The organism is Nocardia sp. NPDC127526, assembly GCF_042672265.1.
Classification (GTDB): domain Bacteria; phylum Actinomycetota; class Actinomycetes; order Mycobacteriales; family Mycobacteriaceae; genus Nocardia.
The window spans coordinates 34,594-56,002 of sequence record NZ_JBHXVO010000001.1; the positions used below are offsets into that span (position 1 = coordinate 34,594).

The 21,409-nt window shown below is 68.0% G+C and carries 23 protein-coding genes; 19 read left to right on the plus strand and 4 right to left on the minus strand.

All coding sequences use genetic code 11. From position 1 onward, the window contains the following. Positions 1-67 precede the first annotated feature (67 nt). Positions 68-898, minus strand: a complete 831-nt coding sequence (locus tag ACFVIV_RS00170) for an SDR family oxidoreductase (protein WP_379192246.1) — start codon at positions 896-898, stop codon at positions 68-70. Next, positions 895-2,547 (minus strand): aldehyde dehydrogenase family protein, encoded by a 1,653-nt coding sequence (locus tag ACFVIV_RS00175; protein ID WP_379192248.1) that lies wholly within the window; start codon positions 2,545-2,547, stop codon positions 895-897. Before ACFVIV_RS00175 ends, ACFVIV_RS00170 begins: the two co-directional genes overlap by 4 nt. 166 nt (positions 2,548-2,713) lie before the next feature. On the opposite strand from ACFVIV_RS00175, the gene ACFVIV_RS00180 reads away from it, so the two are divergent. After that, positions 2,714-3,958, plus strand: a complete 1,245-nt coding sequence (locus ACFVIV_RS00180; RefSeq protein WP_379192250.1) for a PucR family transcriptional regulator — start codon at positions 2,714-2,716, stop codon at positions 3,956-3,958. Positions 3,959-3,980: 22 nt separating this feature from the next. On the opposite strand, the gene ACFVIV_RS00185 is transcribed toward ACFVIV_RS00180, so the two are convergent. After that, positions 3,981-4,241, minus strand: coding sequence for a DUF2277 family protein (locus ACFVIV_RS00185; protein ID WP_379192251.1), 261 nt, complete (start codon positions 4,239-4,241; stop codon positions 3,981-3,983). A 148-nt stretch (positions 4,242-4,389) separates the two neighbouring features. On the opposite strand from ACFVIV_RS00185, the gene ACFVIV_RS00190 reads away from it, so the two are divergent. Then, positions 4,390-5,217, plus strand: coding sequence for a DUF1266 domain-containing protein (locus tag ACFVIV_RS00190; RefSeq protein ID WP_379192253.1), 828 nt, complete (start codon positions 4,390-4,392; stop codon positions 5,215-5,217). Between the two features lie 16 nt (positions 5,218-5,233). Here ACFVIV_RS00190 and ACFVIV_RS00195 read toward each other — a convergent pair whose 3' ends face one another. After that, on the minus strand, positions 5,234-6,127 hold the full coding sequence (locus tag ACFVIV_RS00195; RefSeq protein ID WP_379192255.1) for a hypothetical protein: 894 nt from the start codon (positions 6,125-6,127) through the stop codon (positions 5,234-5,236). Between the two features lie 342 nt (positions 6,128-6,469). Here ACFVIV_RS00195 and ftsH point away from each other — a divergent pair, with 342 nt between their 5' ends. The 17 genes from ftsH (at position 6,470) to ACFVIV_RS00280 (ending at position 21,287) form a co-directional block, all read left to right on the plus strand. Continuing rightward, positions 6,470-8,833, plus strand: a complete 2,364-nt coding sequence (gene ftsH, locus ACFVIV_RS00200; RefSeq protein WP_379192257.1) for an ATP-dependent zinc metalloprotease FtsH — start codon at positions 6,470-6,472, stop codon at positions 8,831-8,833. 193 nt (positions 8,834-9,026) lie between these two features. Next, a complete protein-coding gene (gene folE / locus ACFVIV_RS00205; protein WP_067531507.1) occupies positions 9,027-9,647 on the plus strand; it encodes a GTP cyclohydrolase I FolE in 621 nt (206 codons plus the stop codon). A gap of 77 nt (positions 9,648-9,724) precedes the next feature. Next, positions 9,725-10,576, plus strand: a complete 852-nt coding sequence (folP, locus tag ACFVIV_RS00210) for a dihydropteroate synthase (protein WP_379192259.1) — start codon at positions 9,725-9,727, stop codon at positions 10,574-10,576. Further along, positions 10,573-10,950: a dihydroneopterin aldolase gene (folB, locus tag ACFVIV_RS00215; protein ID WP_379192261.1), complete on the plus strand. Its 378-nt coding sequence runs from the start codon at positions 10,573-10,575 to the stop codon at positions 10,948-10,950. The genes folP and folB overlap by 4 nt, the downstream gene beginning before the upstream one ends. A gap of 3 nt (positions 10,951-10,953) precedes the next feature. Then, positions 10,954-11,487: a 2-amino-4-hydroxy-6-hydroxymethyldihydropteridine diphosphokinase gene (gene folK / locus ACFVIV_RS00220; RefSeq protein WP_379192263.1), complete on the plus strand. Its 534-nt coding sequence runs from the start codon at positions 10,954-10,956 to the stop codon at positions 11,485-11,487. Then, positions 11,475-11,954, plus strand: a complete 480-nt coding sequence (locus ACFVIV_RS00225) for a DUF3180 domain-containing protein (RefSeq protein ID WP_379192265.1) — start codon at positions 11,475-11,477, stop codon at positions 11,952-11,954. The genes folK and ACFVIV_RS00225 overlap by 13 nt, the downstream gene beginning before the upstream one ends. A gap of 69 nt (positions 11,955-12,023) precedes the next feature. Then, a complete protein-coding gene (locus tag ACFVIV_RS00230) occupies positions 12,024-13,145 on the plus strand; it encodes a DUF6779 domain-containing protein (protein ID WP_379192267.1) in 1,122 nt (373 codons plus the stop codon). A 129-nt stretch (positions 13,146-13,274) separates the two neighbouring features. Beyond that, positions 13,275-14,279: a Rossmann-like and DUF2520 domain-containing protein gene (locus ACFVIV_RS00235; protein ID WP_379192269.1), complete on the plus strand. Its 1,005-nt coding sequence runs from the start codon at positions 13,275-13,277 to the stop codon at positions 14,277-14,279. Further along, entirely contained in the window at positions 14,279-15,205 is a 927-nt protein-coding gene (gene panC / locus ACFVIV_RS00240; protein WP_379192271.1) for a pantoate--beta-alanine ligase, read from the plus strand. Before ACFVIV_RS00235 ends, panC begins: the two co-directional genes overlap by 1 nt. A gap of 12 nt (positions 15,206-15,217) precedes the next feature. Further along, positions 15,218-15,640 carry an aspartate 1-decarboxylase gene (panD, locus tag ACFVIV_RS00245; RefSeq protein ID WP_379192273.1) on the plus strand — a complete coding sequence of 141 codons (423 nt, stop codon included), beginning with the start codon at positions 15,218-15,220 and terminating at the stop codon, positions 15,638-15,640. A gap of 3 nt (positions 15,641-15,643) precedes the next feature. Next, on the plus strand, positions 15,644-16,438 hold the full coding sequence (locus ACFVIV_RS00250) for a type III pantothenate kinase (protein WP_379192275.1): 795 nt from the start codon (positions 15,644-15,646) through the stop codon (positions 16,436-16,438). A gap of 230 nt (positions 16,439-16,668) precedes the next feature. Next, complete coding sequence (locus ACFVIV_RS00255) at positions 16,669-17,226, plus strand: cysteine dioxygenase (protein ID WP_379193086.1); 558 nt, start codon at positions 16,669-16,671, stop codon at positions 17,224-17,226. 5 nt (positions 17,227-17,231) lie between these two features. Next, positions 17,232-17,654 (plus strand): rhodanese-like domain-containing protein, encoded by a 423-nt coding sequence (locus ACFVIV_RS00260; protein ID WP_379193087.1) that lies wholly within the window; start codon positions 17,232-17,234, stop codon positions 17,652-17,654. Between the two features lie 156 nt (positions 17,655-17,810). After that, positions 17,811-19,277: a lysine--tRNA ligase gene (lysS, locus tag ACFVIV_RS00265; protein ID WP_379193088.1), complete on the plus strand. Its 1,467-nt coding sequence runs from the start codon at positions 17,811-17,813 to the stop codon at positions 19,275-19,277. Positions 19,278-19,394: 117 nt separating this feature from the next. Further along, positions 19,395-19,757, plus strand: coding sequence for an Lsr2 family protein (locus tag ACFVIV_RS00270; RefSeq protein ID WP_379192277.1), 363 nt, complete (start codon positions 19,395-19,397; stop codon positions 19,755-19,757). Positions 19,758-19,955: 198 nt separating this feature from the next. Continuing rightward, complete coding sequence (locus tag ACFVIV_RS00275) at positions 19,956-20,579, plus strand: FHA domain-containing protein (protein WP_379192279.1); 624 nt, start codon at positions 19,956-19,958, stop codon at positions 20,577-20,579. 150 nt (positions 20,580-20,729) lie between these two features. After that, positions 20,730-21,287, plus strand: coding sequence for a DUF1772 domain-containing protein (locus ACFVIV_RS00280; protein ID WP_379192281.1), 558 nt, complete (start codon positions 20,730-20,732; stop codon positions 21,285-21,287). Positions 21,288-21,409: the final 122 nt, after the last annotated feature.

Sequence of the window (21,409 nt, forward strand, 5' to 3'; positions counted from 1 at the left end):
AGGCGCGGCGCACTCCCGCACCGGCCGGGAGAGCGTGGGGCCGGTGCGGGCGTGCCCGTGGTGCGAACTAGTCGCGCGCGCGGTGTTCGTAGGCCTTGCGGGCGTCGCCGTCGACGTCGTCGAGGAAGGCGGTGCCCGAGCCCAGGGCGCGGCCGAGCGCATCGGCGACGGATTCCGGCAGCAGCCCGAAGACCTGCGCGATGGCGCCCGCCACCGCGGTGACCCGGACCTTCGACCGCGGTTGCGCGATCAGTTTGGCGACGGCGTCCGCGATCTCCTCCGGTTCGGCCGGGCGCAGCAGCTTGGGCGGCGTGACCCCGGATCCCAGTTCGGTTTTCGTCAGCGTCGGCAGCACCGAGGAGAAGTGCAGGCCGGTGCCGCGGTACTCCTCGCGCAGGGTGTCGGTGAAGCCCAGCACCGCGTGCTTGCTGGCGTTGTAGGTGGCCAGGCCCGGGATATGGCTCTCGCCGGCCAGCGAGGCGATATTGATGATGTGGCCGCGGCCGCGCGGGAGCATCCGCGCCAGGGCGAGTTTGGAGCCCAGGATCACGCCGTACACGTTGATGTCCAGAATGCGGCGGGTGATCTGATCCGGCTCGTCGACGACCCGTCCGGTCGGCATGATCCCGGCATTGTTGATCAGCACGTCGATCGGGCCGAGCCGCTGCTCCACCTCGTCCAGGAAATCCTCGAACGACTGGTGATCGGTGACGTCGAGGCGACCGTACACCTCGAATCCCCGTGCGGCGCCGGATTCCTTGACCGTCGCCTCGTCGATATCGCCGATGGCCACCCGGGCCCCGAGCGCCTGCAGCGCCGTACCGGTGGCCAGGCCGATGCCGCGGGCGCCGCCGGTGATCACGACCACCTTGCCGGAGATGGAATGGGAATCGGTCATCGCTTGGTCCCCTTCACGGTCTCGAATACCGACTGCACCGAGAGCCGCCGCAGTCCGCGCGCACCCGCGGCGCGCATGGCCGTCAGGGCGAAGGCCAGTTTGTTGGTGTTGTACGGGAACCAGAGCAGTTCCTTGGTCTGGGTGGGCAGCAGCGGTTTGGTGATGGCCTGCTGCCGGCAGTATTTGCGCACCCCGTTCGGGCCGCCCCAGCGCGCGCCCACCCCGGACAGTCCCCAGCCGCCCATGGGCAGCGCGAAGCTGAACATATTGGAGAACACGTCGTTGATGTTCACCGCGCCCGCATTCAATTGGCGCGCAACGCGTTCGGCGCGATCCTTGTCGCCGCTCCACACCGAGGCGGACAGCCCGTAGATCGAATCATTGGCCAGCCGAACGGCTTCCGCCTCATCGGCCACCTTCATGACCGGCAGGGTGGGCCCGAAGGTCTCCTCGGTCATACAGGTCATGGTGTGGTCCACATCGGCCAGCACGGTCGGCTCGAAGAGCGTGCCCACGCCGGTGCGCTTGCCGCCGGTGAGCACCCGCGCCCCCGCGTCGATGGCCTGCTCGACGTGCTTCTGCACGATCTGCGCCTGGTTCTCGTTGGCCAGCGCGCCCATGTCGTACTTGGGCTCCCGGCCGTCCACGCCCTGGCGCACCTCCTTGACCGCGGCGGTGAGCTTGGTCAGGAACTGCTCGTAGACCGGCGCTTCCACGTACACGCGCTCGATCGAGATGCACACCTGCCCGGCATTGAACATGCCGCCGAAGGCGATACCGTGCGCGGCCCGGTCCAGATCCGCGTCGGCGAGCACGATGGCCGGATCCTTGCCGCCCAGTTCGAGAGAGAACGGCACCATGCGCTCGGTGCAGGCCGCGGCGATCTTGCGGCCGGTGGCGGTGGAACCGGTGAACTGCACGTAGTCGACATTCGAGACCACGGCCGCACCGGTCTCGCCCGCGCCGGTGACCACCTCGAAGACCGGCGGCGCGCCGATCTCACGCCAGCCGCGCGCCAGTTCGACGGCCGAGAGCGGGGTCACCTCGGAGGGTTTCAGGATGACGGCCGCGCCCGCCGCCAGCGCCGGGATGACATCGATGACCGGCATGGCGAGCGGGAAGTTCCAGGGCGTGATGACACCGACCACCGGATAGGGGCGGAACACGGTGGTGAGCGTCTTCACCCGGGCCAGCGGGCTGTGCGGCGAAGGATGTTCGTCGGCAAGGAATTTCGCGGCGCGCCGGGCGTAGTAGCCGGTGAGGTCGATGGAGAAGGCCGGATCGATGAGCGAGTCGACGCGCGCCTTGCCGGTCTCCGACTGCAGCACATCGGCCAGCCGGTCGGTGTTGTCGACCAGCCAGTCCTGCAGTTTCAGCAGCCATTCCTTGCGGCCGTCCGGGCCGATGGCCTCCCATTCGGCCTGATGCGCGCGCAGCACGCGGACCTTCTCGGCGACGGCTTCGGCGGACACGATCGGCACCGTGCCCGCGAGATCACCGGTCGCGGGATTGCGGACCTCGAGCTCGGTGGGGGCGGCGGCCGGTGTCGCGGCGGCTTTCGTGGTGGCGGTCCCGGCGGCCTTGCGGGCCGTGGCTTTCCGGGCCGTGGTTTTGCGGGGTGTGCCCGCGGCGGGTTCGGTATTGGTCACGATGTGCTCTCCCACGTGCGCTTCGTTGCGAACCGGACTGCTGCGCGAGCTGTGTGTCAGCTCACTGAACTATGATCGTGACACAATTCCGGCGGCACATTCTTGGCTCATATGCTCAAGTGTTTCGGTCGGTTTTGTGCTCGGGATACAAATTCGGAGGTCGCTCATGGCCATTACCGCCACCAGTCCGGTGATCCGGCAGTGGATCGCCGACTTCGTCGCCGAAACGCTGCGCACCGAGACCCTCGAGCAGGTGGTCACCCGGCTCGACAATGCGATCATCGCCCGCGTCCCGGAACTGCGCGATCGCGATATGCGCCGCGATCTCGCCGCCAGCACCCGCGCGCACGCCCTGGAAGTGCTCAGCGGGCTCACCCAGGACCGCTTCGAATATCCGGTGCCCGAGCAGGCGCACGCCTTCGCCCGCACCATCGCCCGCCGCGGCCACGATGTCCGCCTGCTGCTGCGGGTCTACCACATCGGGCAGGACGCGGTCGTGGACTACATGGCCGAGGTCATCGATCAGCGGCAGCTGCCGCAGGATATCGAAAGAGCGGTTCTGCTAAGACTTTTCGAGCGCACCACGCGCTGGGTCAGCGCCTCGGTGGAAACACTCACCGACACCTACATGGAGGAGCGCGAACGCGGGCTGCGCGCCGCGCTGAACCAGCGGACCGAGCTGGTGCGGGCGCTGCTGGACGGCGCGGACCTCGATATCGAGCAGGCCTCCGCGCGGCTCGGATACCGGCTCGCGCAGCGGCATCTCGCGCTGGTGCTGTGGACCGACGAGGATGCCGCACCGGCGCGGCCCGACGGCGTGGACGAGGCGGCGGGCCTGCTGGACCGGGTGGTGGCGCGCTGCGCGGCCGCGCTCGGCAATGGCAGCGTGCTCACCGTGCCGTCCGGGGCCTCGGCCCTGTGGGCGTGGATCGGGGTGGACGACGGCGTCGATCCCGCCGCCGTCACCGTGCCGGTGGAAGCGCCCGTGCGCGTCGCGGCCGGGATTCCCGCGGCGCACGCCGCCGGATTCCGCGCCGGTCACCGCGAGGCGGTGGCGGCGCGGCAGGTGGCCGAACGGGCGCGCCCGGGGGCCGCGCGGCTGCTGCACTATCCGGAGGTCGAGGTGGCCTATCTGGCCGGGGCCGACGAGACGGCCATGCGGGCGCTCATCGAGCGGGAACTGGGCGCGCTCACCGCGTCCGACGCGCAGACCGCCCGGCTGCGGGAGACGCTGCACGCGTATCTGCGGGCCCGGCGCAGTCCGGACGCCGCCGCGAAAATGCTCGGCGTACACAAGAACACCGTGCGCTATCGGATTCAGCGCATAGAGGAACTGCTCGGGCACTCCATCGACCAGCGCGGGCCGCGATTGGATATCGCGCTCGACTGCGTGGCCGTCTACGGCGTGTGAGGCTCGGGGCGCGCCGCAGCGATCAGCTCGCGTCCTTGGCCGGCGCGCCGCCGCGCAGCGCCGATTCGGCCGGCGCCGCGCCCCGGCGTTCGGGCAGTTCGGCCAGTAGCGCCGTGGTGGCCGCCGCGATGGCCGCGACCGCTTTGTCCACAGCCGGTTTGGTATCCGTGGTCAAACCCGATACGCCGCCGACTTTGCGCACGTATTCCTGTGCGGCCGCGTAGATTTCCTGCTCCGTGGCCGGTGGCTCCAGACCACGCAGGAGGGTGATGTTCCTACTCATGGCCCAGAGACTAGCGTCCGATTTCATTGTGTGACAGGCCAAGAATCAGGTCTTAACTTTCCCGCCCGAACCCGGTCGCGGGTGTGTGCCGCCACACGCGATCGGCGAATTCTCGGCCACTCCAAGATCGATGAGACAGAATCGAGGTATGCCAGCCCGCGATGTGCCCACGCTGACGACCTTCCCCTACCCGGAGCTCGACCAGCGCGAGGACGACCACTGGTCCGGTGCGCAGGTCTCCGACGACGAATTGCGCGCCCTGTCGCTGGGCGGTTTCTATTCGGCGCGCTGGGACGCCTTCCACGATGCGCTGCTGCTCGGCCCCGAACGCGAGCATCCGCTCGGCGACCGGCGCGAACTCGCCATCGACACGCTGACCGGGGCGTGGGGAATCACCGACGGCACCGAGGCCATGGCATCCATGGAGCAACTCCTCGACGGTATGCACTCACCGCTCTACGCGCTGGTGCATCCGCTGGTGCAGGCCGCCATCAATTCCCCGGAGCGGGACCGTTTCGGCGAACGCGCCGATCGGCACCGGGCCTTCCTGCGGCAGGTGGGTTCCTTCCGCGGGATGGAGAATCCGGAAGCGCTGGTGCGCGATTACGACATTTGGTCGCAAGCCATCAAACTCGGCCTGACCGATCATCTGGTCCGCCCGCTGCCCACCGATATTCAGGCCTGGGATCTGGCGCGCGTGGTGGCGGTCGCGCGGATGGCCTACACCGCCGGCTATATGGAAGCCGAGACCGCGTGGGATTACCTCATGCGCGCATTACCGCTGGCGCAGCGCAAATACCGCAATTGGCGGCAATTCGGCGACGCCTACCTCGCGGGCTGGACCTACTGGCAGGCCTGTGAGGACCTGGCCGAACTCAAATCCGGCGGGGTGGACCGCCGCATGGAACTGCTCCGCTTGTGGATGCGACCGACCAGCCCGTGGCGCCGCATCTCCCTGCAACCCGACGAAGAGTAATCCGGGCCCGGCCGATTCAGTCCGGCAGCGACCGCAGAATTCCGCGACCGTAGCGCTGGAACTGCGCATCGTCCACCATGCCGAGCGAATGCCGCTCCACCAGCAGTTCCCATTCCGAATAGAGCTTGTGCACACCCGGATCGGCGGGCCCGGCGGCCCCATCGGCGGATTCCCGCTGAATGGCGAAATTCAAAGCGCCCGAAACCCGTTCGGTGTCGGCGCGGTCCGCGCCGATGAAATGCCAGGTCAGATTGCCGTCATTGACCTCGACGCCGTATTCGCCCGGCGCCACGCCGGCGGCCGACGCCTCATCGGTGGTGCGCGCCCACAGCAGGGCGGCAATGGGTAGCTCGTGCGCGAAACGCTTGTGCGCGCCGATGGACACGAAGATCAGCCGCGTGGTGGTGACCGCCAGCAGTCCGGTCCCCTTGGCCTGCGGGGGCGCGGCGGTGGCGATGGCGGCTTCCAGCACGTACTCGTCCGGCGTGACATAGCGGTGCAGGGCCGAAATGGCCGGTTTGGCATCGCGTTTGGGGGCCATCCGCCGCACCGCGCGATCCACATCGGCGCGGGTGGGGCCGTTGCGCCCCCATGACGGGGTGGGCGGGTTCAGATCGGGGGCCGCCACATCCAGCCGCTGGGTGGCCAGGATCTGGGAGTTGATCCGCTCGACGATGACCGTCGCGGCGGGCACATCGTGTTCGGCGATGAGCACCGGTAGGGGAGTCCGGTCGGCCGGGACACCGGTGAGCACCGGTGTGGGGTACCGCAGATAGATCTCGATGACGACGGCGTCATCGGCGCGCCGGTTCAACCTGACCTTGAGAAGATCGGAAACCGGTACGTCGAGCACGCGCTCGCCGTCCGTTCCGGGCCGCAGCACCGTCAACCGCCCGTTGCCATGACGCACGATCGCTGTGGGTGTCCGTAGCTCGACTATGTCCATACCCCCTGCGCTCTGTTGTGTCGTCACTCACGATAGGACGACCATGCCATGATTGTGACCACTCGGTCCGACACCTCGGCGATGTCGTCCCGACGTGTTGCCGCAGATGGTTGGGGAACCACCCGCGTTCTTCAGCCGTTTACCTGTTGAACTGCACTAGCTGCCGAACTGCGCGATGTATCGACTAGACCGTACGCGGTAACGTGGCATGTCCGCATCCGTTCACCGGAACCGGACACGCCACGAGGCATCTCGGGCATGACCGGATACACCCCCCGGAAAGGACTGGCCGCCGGCCGACGCTCTATGAACCGCAAGACTGTGTTCCGCAACCTGGCCATAGTCGCGGGCTTCCTGCTCGTGATCTACCTGGTCAGCTACTTCAGCAACGACACGCGCGGCTGGAAGAGCGTCGACACGTCCGTGGCGCTCACCCAGCTCCAGGACAAGGGGAATGTCGACTCCGTTCAGATCGACGACAAAGAACAGCAGCTGCGCATCACGCTGAAGAACGGCAATGATGCGACCGACGGCCAGACCAAGATCATCGCCAAATATCCGGGCGGCAGCGATATTTCCGCCGAGATCCTGAAGGACGTGCAGGAGTCCGGGGCGAAGTACAACACCTCGGTCAAACAGGACAGCTGGCTGAGCCAGATCCTGCTCTTCATGCTGCCCATGATTATTCTGCTGGGCCTGTTCATCTTCGTGATGGCCCGCATGCAGGGCGGCGGCCGCGGCGGCATGATGGGCTTCGGCAAGTCCAAGGCCAAGCTGCTGTCCAAGGACATGCCCAAGACCACCTTCGCCGATGTGGCGGGCGCGGACGAGGCCATCGAAGAGCTCTACGAGATCAAGGACTTCCTGCAGAACCCGGCCCGCTATCAGGCCCTCGGCGCGAAGATCCCCAAGGGCGTGCTGCTCTACGGCCCGCCCGGCACCGGTAAGACGCTGCTGGCGCGCGCCGTGGCGGGCGAGGCCGGGGTGCCGTTCTTCACCATCTCCGGTTCGGACTTCGTCGAAATGTTCGTCGGCGTCGGCGCGTCCCGCGTCCGCGATCTGTTCGATCAGGCCAAGCAGAACAGCCCCTGCATCATCTTCGTCGACGAGATCGACGCGGTCGGCCGCCAGCGCGGCGCCGGCCTGGGCGGCGGTCACGACGAGCGCGAGCAGACGCTGAACCAGCTGCTGGTCGAGATGGACGGTTTCGGCGAGCGCACCGGCGTCATCATCATCGCGGCCACCAACCGTCCCGACATCCTGGATCCGGCGCTGCTGCGCCCGGGCCGCTTCGATCGCCAGATCCCGGTCAGCAACCCGGATCTCGCGGGCCGGCGCGCCATCCTGCGGGTGCACTCGCAGGGCAAGCCGATCGCGCCCGACGCCGATCTGGACGGTCTGGCCAAGCGCACCGTCGGCATGTCCGGCGCGGACCTGGCCAATGTCATCAACGAGGCCGCGCTGCTCACCGCGCGCGAGAACGGCAATGTCATCACCGGCGCCTCGCTGGAGGAATCGGTCGATCGCGTGATCGGCGGCCCGCGGCGCAAGTCCCGCATCATCAGCGAGGAAGAGAAGAAGATCACCGCCTATCACGAGGCGGGCCACACCCTCGCCGCGTGGGCGATGCCGGATATCGAGCCGGTCTACAAGGTCACCATTCTGGCCCGCGGCCGCACCGGCGGTCATGCCATGACGGTGCCCGAGGACGACAAGGGCCTGATGACCCGCTCGGAGATGATCGCCCGGCTGGTCATGGCCATGGGCGGCCGCGCGGCCGAGGAACTGGTGTTCCACGAGCCGACCACCGGCGCCTCCTCCGATATCGACCAGGCCACCAAGATCGCGCGGGCCATGGTCACCGAATACGGCATGAGCGCGCGCCTGGGCGCGGTGCGCTACGGACAGGAGCAGGGCGATCCGTTCCTGGGCCGGTCCATGGGCATGAGCTCGGACTATTCGCACGAGGTGGCCCGCGAGATCGACGAGGAGGTGCGCAATCTCATCGAGGCCGCGCACACCGAGGCGTGGGCCGTGCTCAACGAGTACCGCGACGAGCTCGATTCGCTGGCGACCGCCCTGCTGGAGCGCGAGACCCTGCACCGCAAGGATCTCGAGACCGTGCTCTCCACGGTCGAAAAGCGGCCGCGCATCACGGCTTTCAATGATTTCGGCGATCGCGTCCCCTCGGACCGCCCGCCGGTGAAGACCCCGCGCGAGCTGGCCGCCGAACGCGGCGAGCCGTGGCCGGAGGAGCCGGTGCGCCCGGTTCCGGCCGGGCAGCCCGCCAATGGCGGGTACGCGCCCGAACCCGCCTACGGTGCGCAACCGCAGCCGCCGTACGGCTATCCCGCGCCCGCCCCGGCCGGGTACCCGGCGCCGCAGCCCGCCTACCCGCGGCACGGCGGCGGCACGCACGGTTCGCGTCCGGATTACGGCGCTCCGGCCGGTTGGTCGGCGCCGGGCTGGCCGCCGCAGGAGGACGAGCCGCAGGCGCGCGGTGCGCAGCAGCCGCCGGCGCGCGGCGAATACGGCGGCTGGGCTCCGGCCGGTGGGCAGCGGTACACCCCGCAGCAGCGTCCGGACTACGGGCAGACCGCCCAGCAGCCCACCGCCGGGCGGGAGGACGACGACAACGGCGACTGGGACGGACCGAACGGTCGCCGCTGATCGCGGCCCGGATACGCTCGATATGTTCGCGGCCCGGCTCGGACCAGGTTTCACCGAGCCGGTGACGCGGAGTTAGACACAGTTCGTGACCCGGCTCGGGTTCGGCCCGGAATGCCGGGACGGGCCCGGGCCGTTGACCGTCGCGAACGCGCCGCCCCCGTAGGCGCGGCATTTTCAACACAGGAGGTGTCGATTGTCGGCCAACAACCGTGTCGTCTCCGGCCCGATCGCGCTCGACACCGGTCGGCCGTTCGACCAGGAGCGCGCCGAGAACGCCGTGCGCGAGCTGCTGCTCGCGGTCGGCGAGAATCCGGATCGCCCCGGTCTCGCCGAGACCCCCGCCCGGGTGGCCCGGGCCTACCGGGAAATGTTCGCCGGCCTCTACACCGAACCGGACGCGGTGCTCAACACCACCTTCGACGAGGGGCATCAGGAATTGGTGCTGGTGCGCGACATCCCCATGTACTCGACCTGTGAGCACCACCTGGTGGCCTTCCACGGCGTCGCGCACGTCGGCTACATTCCGGGCCCGCACGGCCGGGTGACCGGGCTGTCCAAGCTGGCCCGCCTGGTCGATCTCTACGCCAAGCGCCCGCAGGTGCAGGAGCGGCTCACCAGCCAGATCGCCGACGCGGTCATGCGCAAGCTGGATCCGCGCGGCGCCATCGTGGTGGTGGAGGCCGAGCATCTGTGCATGGCCATGCGCGGCATCCGCAAGCCCGGCGCCAGCACCACCACCTCGGCGGTGCGCGGCCTGCTGCAGACCAGTTCCGCCTCGCGGGCCGAGGCCCTGGACCTCATTCTGCGAAAGTGAGCGCACCGACGATGACCTCGAGCGGTTCCCGGGGGGCTGAACTGGTAGTTCCTCGCGGGGGCCGCTCGTGCGTCGTGATGGGCGTCGTCAATGTCACCAGCGATTCGTTCTCCGATGGCGGCCGCTACCTGGACCCGGGCCTGGCGGTCGCGCACGGGCTGGAGCTGTACGAGCTGGGCGCGGACATCGTCGACGTGGGCGGTGAGTCGACTCGTCCCGGCGCGGTGCGCATCGATCCGGAAACCGAAGCGGCGCGGGTGGTTCCGGTGATTCGCGCGCTGGTCGCGGCGGGTGTGCCGACCAGTGTGGACACCATGCGGGCGAGTGTGGCCGAGGCCGCCGTCGAGGCGGGCGTCTCGGTGGTGAACGACGTCTCCGGCGGGCGCGCCGACGCCGATATGGCCAAGGTCGTCGCGGCGGCCGGGGTGCCGTGGATCCTCATGCACTGGCGCGCGGGGGCGGACTACCGCCACACCGGGCCGGCCGACCACTACGACGACGTGGTCGGCGAGGTGCTCGGGGAACTGCGCGACCAGATCGAACTGGCGGTGGCCGCCGGTGTGGATCCCGGCAAGCTGCTGCTGGATCCCGGCCTGGGCTTCGCCAAGAACGCCGAGCACAACTGGGAATTACTCGGCGCGCTGGACGAATTCGTCGGCACCGGGCTGCCCATCCTGATCGGGGCCTCGCGCAAGCGATTCCTGGGCGCGCTGCTCGCCGATGCCGAGGGGCCGCGCCCGCCGGACGGCCGCGAGGTCGCCACCGCCACCATTTCCGCACTGGCGGCCGAGCACGGTGCGTGGGGCGTGCGGGTGCACGATGTGCGCGCCTCGCTGGACGCCATTGCCGTGACCGATGCCTGGCGGCGGGCCGCCGTCGAGTCCGAGCGGCGGGCCGCTCGCCGTCGTGAACCGGGAGAACGGATTTGAGCACCGATCGCATCGAGCTGCGCGGCCTGCGCGTGTACGGCCATCACGGGGTCTTCGATTTCGAGAAGCGCGACGGTCAGGAGTTCGTGGTCGATCTGACCGTGTGGACGGACTTCTCGGCCGCGGCGAAATCCGATGATCTCGCCGAGACCATCCACTACGGCGAGCTGGCCGATCAGGTGGTGGCCATTGTCGGCGGCGAACCGCGCGATCTGGTGGAGACGGTGGTCTCCGAGGTCGCCGATCAGGTGATCGCCGCGCATCCGCGCATCGCGGCCGTGGAAGTGGTGCTGCACAAGCCTTCCGCGCCGATTCCGCATACCTTCGAAGACGTCCGGGTGGTCACGTCCCGCCGTCGCGACGCGGAGGAGTAGCGGGTGAGTCGGGTAGTCCTGTCGATCGGTTCGAATCTCGGCGATCGGCTCGCACATCTGCGCAGTGTGGTCGAGGCGCTGCGGCCGCGGCTGCTGGCGGTGTCCTCGGTGTACTCCACCCCGCCGTGGGGCGGGGTGCCGCAGCAGGACTACCTCAATGCCGTTCTGGTGGCCGAGGATCCGGACCTGGAGCCCAGCGACTGGCTGCGGCTCGGGCAGCAGCTGGAGCAGGCCGCCGAGCGGGTGCGCGAGGTCCGCTGGGGCGCGCGCACCCTGGATGTGGACGTGGTGTGGGCCGGACAGCGCCGCCGCGACGGCGAGATGGCGGTCCGCAGCAGCGATCCCACGCTGACGCTGCCGCATCCGCAGGCGCACAATCGCGCCTTCGTGCTGGTGCCGTGGCTGGAGCTGGAGCCGGAGGCGGAACTGGAGGCGGCCGGTGCGCGGCGGCCGCTGCGGGATTGGCTGGCCGCCTTGGATACCGGCGAGGTGGCCGGGGTGCGCCGCACCGAACTGACGCTCGGATGGCTGTCGTGAAGCCCACCCGCGTCCTGGATCTGAGCGCGAATGTGGCGCTGGCGGCCGCGGTCGCCTGGATCGCCACCAATGTCGCGTACTCCAGCTTCCCGCCCATCTCGGTGTTCTCCGGGGCCTCGCTCATTCCGGTGGCGGTGCTGGAGGTGGTGCTGGCCTTCGTGATTCGCCAGCGGGTGGAGAATCGCGGCATCGGCACCGACGAGCGGCAGCTGCATCCCATCACCGCGGCGCGGGCGGTGGCGCTGGCGAAGGCGTCGGCGCAGGTGGGTTCCCTGGTCGCCGGCATCTGGCTGGGCTTCCTGATCTGGCTGCTGCCGGAGCGGTCGGAACTGCGTGCGGTGGCGGCGGACACCCCGGGCGCGGTGGTGGGGCTGCTGGCCGGAATCGCCTTGGTGGCTGCGGCTTTGTGGCTGGAATATTGCTGTCGCGCGCCGATCGATCCGCCCGATGAAGCAGCTACTTCATAGCTAACAGATTGGCGATGATCGTGCCCGAGGCGGGAGCCAGGGCCCGAAGATCAAGCTACGCTGGCTGACATGGTTTCACCCTCCCGTACCAGTGCCACCCGTCGTCGGCGGGAGGACGCGGGAAAACTTTTCACCGGCGTACTCATCCTTCTGGGTCTGGTAGCCAGCGTTTTCCTGGTCTTCAGCGACAGCGTGCAAATGGTGCGCGTCGGGCTCGTCGCGGCGCTCTGGGCGGCCGCCATCGGAGCCCTCGCCGCGACCCGTTATCGCAGGGAATCGGCGGTCGACAAGGCCAAAATCGGTGACCTGCAGAAGGTCTACCACCTGCAGCTGGAGCGCGAGGTTGCTGCGCGCCGCGAATACGAGCTCGGCGTGGAGCAGCGGGTGCGCCAGGAGGTCGGCGCGGACGCCGAGCAGATGGCCGCGCTGCGCGCCGAACTCACGGTGCTGCGCGAGAGCCTGCAGCTGCTCTTCGAAGGCCAACTGCCGCACGAGCGCCCGGCCCTGCACGCCGACGCCTTCCGGGTGCAGGAACTGCCGAGCCGGCAGCCCCCGGCGAACAATGCTGCCGCGAACGGTAACTGGCGCGACACCGGCGACCACTGGGATCCGTGGTCCGCGCCCATCGACGACGACGTGCCGGATCCGCGCAGCCGCGTGACGCCGGTCTTCGAACCCGATCATCCGGAGCCGCCGGCCTTCGCCAGCCCGTACGACGATCCGGTGACCGCGGAGACCATGGTCGTCACCGATCAGGACTTCGATATGCGCGCGGCCAAATTCGCCGAGCCCGAAACCGAATCCGGCGCGGCGCCCGCCGCGGACACCGCGACCAAGCGGACCGAGCCGATCACCGGTGTGGAGCGTGAACCGCTGACCCAGGTGCCCTGGTTCGAAACCGATCTGCCGCCCGCGGGCAATGCAACGGCGCCGCCCGCGGACAGCGCCGATGTGCCGTTCACGGGCAGTGCCGATGTGCCGTTCACGGGCAGCGCTGATGTGCCGTTCACGGGCAGCGCCGATCCGGCCCCCGCGCCGCCCGCGCCCCGGCTGGCCCCCGAGCCGACCCCCGCGCCCATGGGCACCGCCAGCGCCCGGCGGCGTCGCCGGGCCGAAGAGGACGACACCGACTCGGCCCCCCGCCTGTCGGTCGCCGAGATCATGGCCAATCTGCGGTCGGAGGGCAAATAGCCCGCCTGATCCGGACCCGCTGTAAGACATCCCACAGTCGATGGCCCCGGCGAATCGGGGCCGATATTCTCGGGCGGTAACGTCCGGTACCCGCCCAGCGGGACTGGAACGACTTTCGAGAGGACAAGGGTGACCTCGGACAAGGATGTCTGCGGAACCGATCCTGCGCCCGCACGGTTGACGGTGGGAATCGTCTCGGCGGGACGCGTCGGATCCGCACTCGGTGCGGCACTGGAGCGTGCCGGTCATGTCGTATTCGGCGTCTCCGCGATTTCGGATGCGTCGTTGCGGCGTGCCGCCACGCGGCTGCCGGATTCGCGGATCCTGCCCGCCGCCGAGGTCGCCGCGCGCAGCGAACTGCTGATCCTGGCGGTGCCGGACAGCGAGCTGGCCGGGCTGATCTCCGGATTGGCGGCGGCCGGGGCCGTGCGGCCGGGCACCATCGTCATGCACACCTCCGGCGCCAATGGCATCGGCATTCTCGCCCCGCTCACCGAACTGGGCGCGCTGCCCATCGCGATTCACCCGGCCATGACCTTCACCGGTCACGACGAGGACATCGCCCGGCTGGGCAATGCCTGCTTCGGCATCACCGCCGCCGACGAGATCGGTTACGCCATCGCGCAGTCGCTGGTCATCGAGATGGGCGGCGAGCCGGTCAAGGTGGCCGAGGAGCACCGCACGCTCTATCACGCCGCCCTCGCGCACGGCAGCAATCACCTGGTCACGCTGATCGTGGATGCCGTCGAGGCGCTGCGGGCCGCGCTGTCCGGTCCGGGACTGCTCGGCCAGCAGGTGGTCGACGACCAGCCGGGCGGTCTCGCCGAGCGCATGCTCGCCCCGCTGGTCTCCGCGGCGCTCGACAATGCGCTGCGCCGCGGCCAGGCCGCGCTGACCGGGCCGGTGGCGCGCGGCGATGTGGCGGCGGTGGCCGCGCATCTCGAGGCGCTGGAAGAGCTGGATCCCAAGCTGGCCGCGGGGTATCGCGCGCTGTCGCTGCGGTCGGCCGAGCGCGCGCAGACCAATCCCGCCCTGATCGATCTGCTGGAAGGACCCCGCCTGGACAGTCAGGCCCGGAGGCGGCAGCGGAGCGTAACCACGGAGGGCCCTGACCAGGCGGAGAAAGGACACTGATGGACCCGAAACTGCGTGGCGCCTACAAGCGCGGTGAGCTCACCGTGCTGCACGATCCGGCGGTGGTGCAGTCGGTTGCCAAGGCCTTGCGCTCCGTCGGCCGCAAGGTTGCCCTGGTGCCGACCATGGGTGCGCTGCACGAGGGTCATCTCGAGCTGGTGCGCCTGGCCAAGCGGACCAATCAGGTCGTCATCGTGTCGATCTTCGTGAACCCCTTGCAGTTCAACGAGGCCGCCGATCTGGACAAGTACCCGCGCACCCTCGACGCCGACGTGGAACTGCTGCGCGGCGAGGGCGTGGAGCTGGTGTTCGCGCCCAGCCCGGCCGAGATGTACCCGGACGGCCCGCGCACCACCGTGCAGGCCGGCCCGCTCGGCGACGAGCTCGAAGGCGCCCACCGCCCGGGGCATTTCGCGGGCGTGCTGACCGTGGTGGCCAAGCTGTTCCAGATCTGCCTGCCGCACGAGGCGTTCTTCGGCGAGAAGGACTACCAGCAGCTGACGTTGATCCGGCAGATGGTGCGCGACCTGAACTTCGATCTGAAGATCGTCCCGGTGGTGACCGTGCGCGAGGCGGACGGCCTGGCGCTGTCCTCGCGCAACCGCTTCCTCGATCCCGAGCAGCGCGAGCTGGCGACCACGCTGTCGGCGGCCCTCGCGGCCGGCCGCCATGCCGCCGCCTTCGGCCCCGAGGCCGTGCTGAAGACCGCGCACGAGGTGCTCGCCACCGCGCCCGCCATCGAGCTCGAATACATCGAGCTGCGCGGCTCGGATCTGGGCCCGGTGCAGGCCAGCGGCAATGCCCGCCTGCTCATCGCGGCCCGCGTCGGCAGCACCCGGCTGATCGACAACATCCCCGTCACCGTCGGCGCCCCGATCGACGGCCACCCGACCACCCCCGACCAGCCCACCCAGGCAACCGTTTAGGAGGCGACGACGATGTTGCGCACCATGATGAAGTCCAAGATCCACCGCGCCACGGTGACGCACGCCGACCTGCACTACGTCGGCTCGGTCACCGTCGACCAGGACCTGCTGGACGCCGCCGATCTGCTGGAAGGCGAGCAGGTCTGCATTGTCGACATCACCAACGGCGCCCGGCTCGAGACCTACATCATCGCCGGCGAGCGCGGTTCCGGCGTCATCGGAATCAACGGCGCCGCAGCGCATCTGGTGAATCCGGGCGATCTCGTCATCCTCATCGCCTACGCCATGATGGACGAGGCCGAGCTGAAGGAATACGCCCCGCGCGTGGTGTTCGTGGACGAGGCCAACCGCCAGGTGGAGCTGGGCTCGGATCCGGCGCACGCGCCCGAGGGCTCGGACCTGATCTCGCCGCGCTCGCTGTCCTACGCGCGCTGAGCCATGCTGCTGACCATCGATGTCCGCAATACCAGCATCGAGCTGGGGCTGTTCTCCGGCAGCGGGAACCACGCGAAGCTGGTGAAACAGTGGCGGACGCATACCAATCCGCTGCTCACCGCGGATGAATTCGCTTTGCAGGTGCGCGGTTTGATCGGCGCCGACGCCGATCAGGTGGTGGGCGTGGCGGCGCTGTCCACGGTGCCGCCGGTGCTGCGCGAATTGCGCGAAATGCTGAACCGCTACTGGGGTCACGTCCCGCACGTGGTGGTGGAACCCGGTGTGCGAACCGGAATTCCGTTGCTGGTCGACAATCCCAAGGAAGTCGGCGCGGATCGCATCGTGAACTGCCTGGCGGCCTATCACCGCTTCCAATCCCCGGCCATCGTGGTGGATTTCGGCACCGCCATCTGTGTGGATCTGGTGTCGGCCAAGGGGGAATTCCTGGGCGGCATCATCGCCCCCGGTGTGGAGATCTCCACCGAAGCCCTGGTGGAGCGAAGTGCGCTGCGCCGCGCGGAACTGGCGCGCCCGCGCTCGGTGGTGGGCAAGAACTCCATGGAGTGCATGCAGTCCGGTGCGATTTTCGGCTTCGCCGGATTGGTGGACGGATTGATCGATCGCATTCGCGACGAATTCGACACTTTCGCCGGCGATGACGTCGCGGTGGTGGCGACGGGCGCGAGCGCGCCGCTGATCGTGCCCGAATCGGAGACCATCGAGCACTATGAGCCGCATCTGACACTGGACGGTCTGCGGCTCGTTTACGAGCGCAACCAGCAGCGGCGGGCGCGTTAACAGCGGCGCTTGTGATGTATTCGTCCCTGCCGGGGGCTATTGACCGGCAGCGATCCGCTGTTAGACTCTGCCCCGTGTCCTACCGCGTGAGCATCCAGGAGTGTTGTCGAGGCTAACCCGCCTCGGCCGTTGTCGAGGCTTCGTATAGCCCTCGTCAACCACACAACTCCTTGGAGATTTCGCTCGTGCGATCTTCTGTTCTTTCCCTACCTGTCGCCGGTACCTCGCGCCTGCTGCCCGAGGTGACCGAACGCGCCACCGCCTCCGCCCTGCCCACCCGGCTGCGCCCGGCCGATCTGCTGCGCCTGACCGATGAGGGCGCCGAGGACGTGCTGGCCGGCCGCTACGATCACCTGCTGCCCGAGGGCGGCCTGTGGCCCACCGAAAAGCGCTGGGCCGCAAGGCTCATCGCCGATGACGAGGTGGATCTGTGGCTGATCAGCTGGGTGGCCGACAAGCACACCGAACTGCACGATCACGCCGGTTCGCTGGGCGCGCTGACGGTGCTCTCCGGCGCGCTCTCGGAGTACCGGTGGAACGGCCGCGATCTGCGCCGGCGCACGCTGACCGCCGGTGATCAGGCCTCCTTCCCGCTCGGCTGGGTGCACGACGTGGTGCGCGCCCCCGATGTCGAGGCCGGTATATCCGGTCCGCTCGATCCGACGCTGAGCGTGCACGCCTATTCCCCGCCGCTGACCGCCATGTCCTATTACGAGGTCACCGGTCACGGCACGCTTCGCCGCACCCGTTCCGTTCTCACCGACCAGCCCGAAGGTGAACTCGAATGACGCACTTGACCATCGACGGCATGCTCGCCCAGGCGCGCGAGCGGCTGCGCCGGCTGTATCCGGTGGAATTGCCGCAGGCCATCGCCCGCGGCGCCATTCTGGTGGATATTCGCCCGCAGGCGCAGCGGCTGCGCGAGGGCACGCTGCCGGGCGCGCTCGTCATCGAGCGAAATGTCCTGGAATGGCGTTTGGATCCGTCGAGTGACGCGCGTCTGGCGCTGGCCACCGACCATGACGTGGAATGGATCATCGTCTGCTCGGAGGGCTACACCTCGAGCCTGGCCGCCTCCTCCCTACAGCAGCTGGGCCTGCGCCGGGCCACCGATCTGGTGGGCGGCTACCAGGCCCTGAAGGCCGCCGGGCTGCTCATGGTGGCCGCCACCGCTCCGCACTTCGAACGCGAGGTCGCGACTCTCGCCTGGGTCTGATTCGTTTGCCCGGGCGGCGGGAAAAAGGGTTTCCGGGGCACGATAGGCTTGAGCCCCGTGAGCACCTCCAATCCCTCTTCTTCCGCTGATACCGCGGCTCCCGCTGGGAAAACCCGTGCCGCGGCCGCCGCTGCCGAGCCCGATGTTCCCGAGCAGATGCGGATTCGCCGGGAGAAGCGGGAGCGGTTGCTGGAGCAGGGCCGCGAGGCCTATCCGGTGGTGATCAATCGCACGCACACCCTCGCCGAAATCCGTGCCGCCTATCCGGATCTGGCAGCCGATGTGCAGACCGGCCTGCGGGTCGGGATTGCCGGGCGCGTCATTTTCGTGCGCAATACCGGCAAACTCTGCTTCGCGACCCTGCAAGAGGGCGACGGCACCAAGCTGCAGGCGATGATCAGCCTCAATGGGGTGGGCGAAGAAGCGCTGGCGGCCTGGAAGGCCGATGTGGACCTCGGCGACTTCGTGTACGTGCACGGTGAGGTGATCACTTCCCGCACCGGCGAATTGAGCGTCATGGCCGATGCGTGGGAGATGGCGGCCAAGTCGCTGCGCCCGCTGCCGGTGGCGCACAAGGAGATGAGCGAGGAGTCGCGGGTCCGGCAGCGCTATGTCGACCTGATCGTGCGCCCGGAGGCCCGGGAGATGGCCCGCACCCGTGTGGCCGCGGTGCGCGCGCTGCGGAATGCGCTGGAGCGCAGGGGTTTCCTGGAGGTCGAGACCCCGATGCTGCAGACCATCCACGGCGGTGCGGCGGCGCGTCCGTTCGTGACCCGCTCCAATGCCCTGGATATGGAGCTCTACCTGCGTATCGCACCGGAGTTGTTCCTCAAGCGCTGCGTTGTGGGTGGGCTGGAGAAGGTCTTCGAGATCAACCGGAACTTCCGCAACGAGGGTGCGGACTCCACCCATTCGCCCGAGTTCGCAATGCTGGAAACCTACGAGGCGTACGGAACCTACGACGATTCCGCGAAGATGATGCGGGAATTGATCCAGGAAGTCGCGCAGGAGGTCTACGGCACGCAGGTCGTCACCCTGGCGGACGGTACCGAATACGATCTGTCCGGTGAGTGGGCGACGGTGGAGATGTACCCGTCGCTGTCCGAGCAGATCGGTGTGGAGGTGACGCCCGAAACTTCCGTCGCGGAATTGCTGGCACTCGCCGATCGGGTGGGTCTGGAAATTCCGCAGGACAAGGGCTACGGTCACGGCAAACTGGTCGAGGAACTGTGGGAGCACGTGTACGGCGACAAGCTGTACGCGCCGACTTTCGTTCGCGACTTCCCCGTGGAGACCTCTCCGCTGACGCGTCAGCATCGCAGCAAGCCCGGAGTTACCGAGAAGTGGGACCTCTATGTCCGCGGCTTCGAACTCGCAACCGGCTATTCCGAACTCGTGGATCCGGTCATCCAGCGCGAACGGTTCATGGACCAAGCGCGTTTGGCGGCGGCGGGCGACGATGAGGCAATGCGTCTGGACGAGGACTTCCTGGCGGCGATGGAGCACGGTATGCCGCCTACGACCGGAACCGGTATGGGTATCGATCGTTTGCTGATGGCCCTGACTGGCTTGGGAATCCGGGAAACGATACTCTTTCCAATTGTGCGTCCATCGGCTCGTTGAGTTCGCTGGATTGCATTGTCGATGCCCGTTCTGGGACTATCGGAATTAGCGGTATTCTGGCGTCGGGTAATCGGCCTAACTATGCGGGTCGCACGATTTCGAGAGGACGTTCATCTCATGGCAAAGAAGGTCACCGTTAGCCTGATCGACGATGTCGACGGTGAGTCCATCGCGGACGAGACCATCGAGTTCGCTATCGATGGCGTCTCGTACGAGATCGACCTGTCGACGGCAAATGCGGCCAAGCTGCGGGACGGTCTGGAGGTTTGGGTTTCCAACGCTCGTCGCGTGAGCGGCCGTCGTCGTACCAAGGCCGCCGCTGCGGCGACCGCGGGCCCGAAGAGCCGGGTCTCGATCGATCGCGAACAAAGTGCCGCGATTCGTGAATGGGCTCGCCGTAATGGACACAAGGTTTCGGCGCGCGGACGTATCTCCGCGGACATCACCGAGGCGTACAACAAGGCTGCGGCGAAGAACTAGTGCTCTTTGCGACTGCCGCTCGGGTGTTTCGTGCGAACCCGGGCGGCAGTGGTTTTTTCATACGCTTTGCGTATAACTCGTTTGGGTAGTGCCTGCCCATCTCCGAGCCACGATCTTGCTCGTGCCCCTGCGGCACGGCACCATTGAAACTGTGCGAACGATGTCACTGGCTGGATGTAGAGAAGAGGTATCGGCGCAGTGACCGCATTTCCGGGTTCATTCCTGCGAGTCAAGGATCACGAGGGCCAGCAGCACGAGCTGATGCTGACTCCTGATCAGCCGCGCATCACCATCGGCCGCTCGCCCCAGGCCGACCTGTCGCTGTTCTGGGATGCCGAGGTGTCGCGGCTGCACGCGACCGCGGAATATCTGGGTGCGCACTGGACCATCGTCGATGACGGGCTCTCGCGCAACGGCACGTTCGTCAATGGAGACCGACTGGTCGGTAGGCATCGGCTCCAGCCCGGGGACGTCATCCGCATGGGCACCTCCCGGGTCACCTTCCACGATTTCAGCGGCGCCGCAGGCGATATCACGCAGACCTCCACCGGCGGCCTGCCCACGCTGCGCTCGCTCACCGAAACCCAGCGCTCGGTCCTGATCGCGCTGTGCCGTCCGCTGCGCGGCAATGACGGTTTCGCCTCGCCGGCCTCCAATCAGCAGATCGCCGCCGAACTCTTCCTCAGCGTGGACGCCATCAAGACCCATCTGCGCGCGCTGTTCGCCAAGTTCGGCGTGGAAGACCTGCCGCAGAATGCCAAGCGGGTGCGCCTGGCCAATCTGGCGCTGCAATCCGGAGTCATCTCCGAACGGGATCTGTAGCCCCCGGAATTGGGGGCACGGCGGTGTTGTGGACTCCCGCTCATGTGTGCGAGCTTCTCAGCCATGGAGACCCGCTCCCGGTCCCGGTTGACTGGAAGTCGTTGATCGCCCGGGAATTCCGCGGGTGGCAGATCCAGTCAGGAGAGTTTCATGTTCGCACTTCGCATCGCCGCACTGGTGGCGGCCACGCTGTCGACCGGGCTGGTCGCCGGAGTGTTCTACGCCTACGCGAACTCCGTCATGCCGGCGCTTCGGCAGGCCGACGATCGCACCATGATCGACGTGATGCAGAAGATCAACGTGGTGATCATCAATCCGTGGTTCATGATCGGCTTCCTGGGCACCGTCGGCTTCTCGGTGCTGGCGGTGGCCCTGCACCTCGGCAAGGATGTCCGCACCACGCTGATCTGGCTCGTGGTGGCCCTGGTACTCAATATCATTGCGTTCGCGGTGACCTCGGGGCTGAACGTGCCGCTGAACAATCAGCTGGAGGCGGCGGGCGATCCGGCGCAGATCACCGATCTGGCGGCGGTGCGCGCCCAGTTCGAATCCGCCTGGATCCGCTGGAACATCCTGCGCGCGGTGCTGCACACCCTGGCCTTCCTGGTGCTGTGCGGCGCGCTGTTCGTGGCGGGCATGCAGCACGGCAAGTCCGAGTCGGCGGCGCTGCCGGCGCATGCGGCGGTGGGTTACGCGCCGGGCCGGTAATAACCGGTACTGACAGCAACAGGTTTCATAAATTACCCGCGGGTAAGGCTCCGGCCTGGAACGCGTTCCGGTTACGTTACCGGAACGCGTTCTATTTTTTGGAGGGGCTCATGCGACGTGCG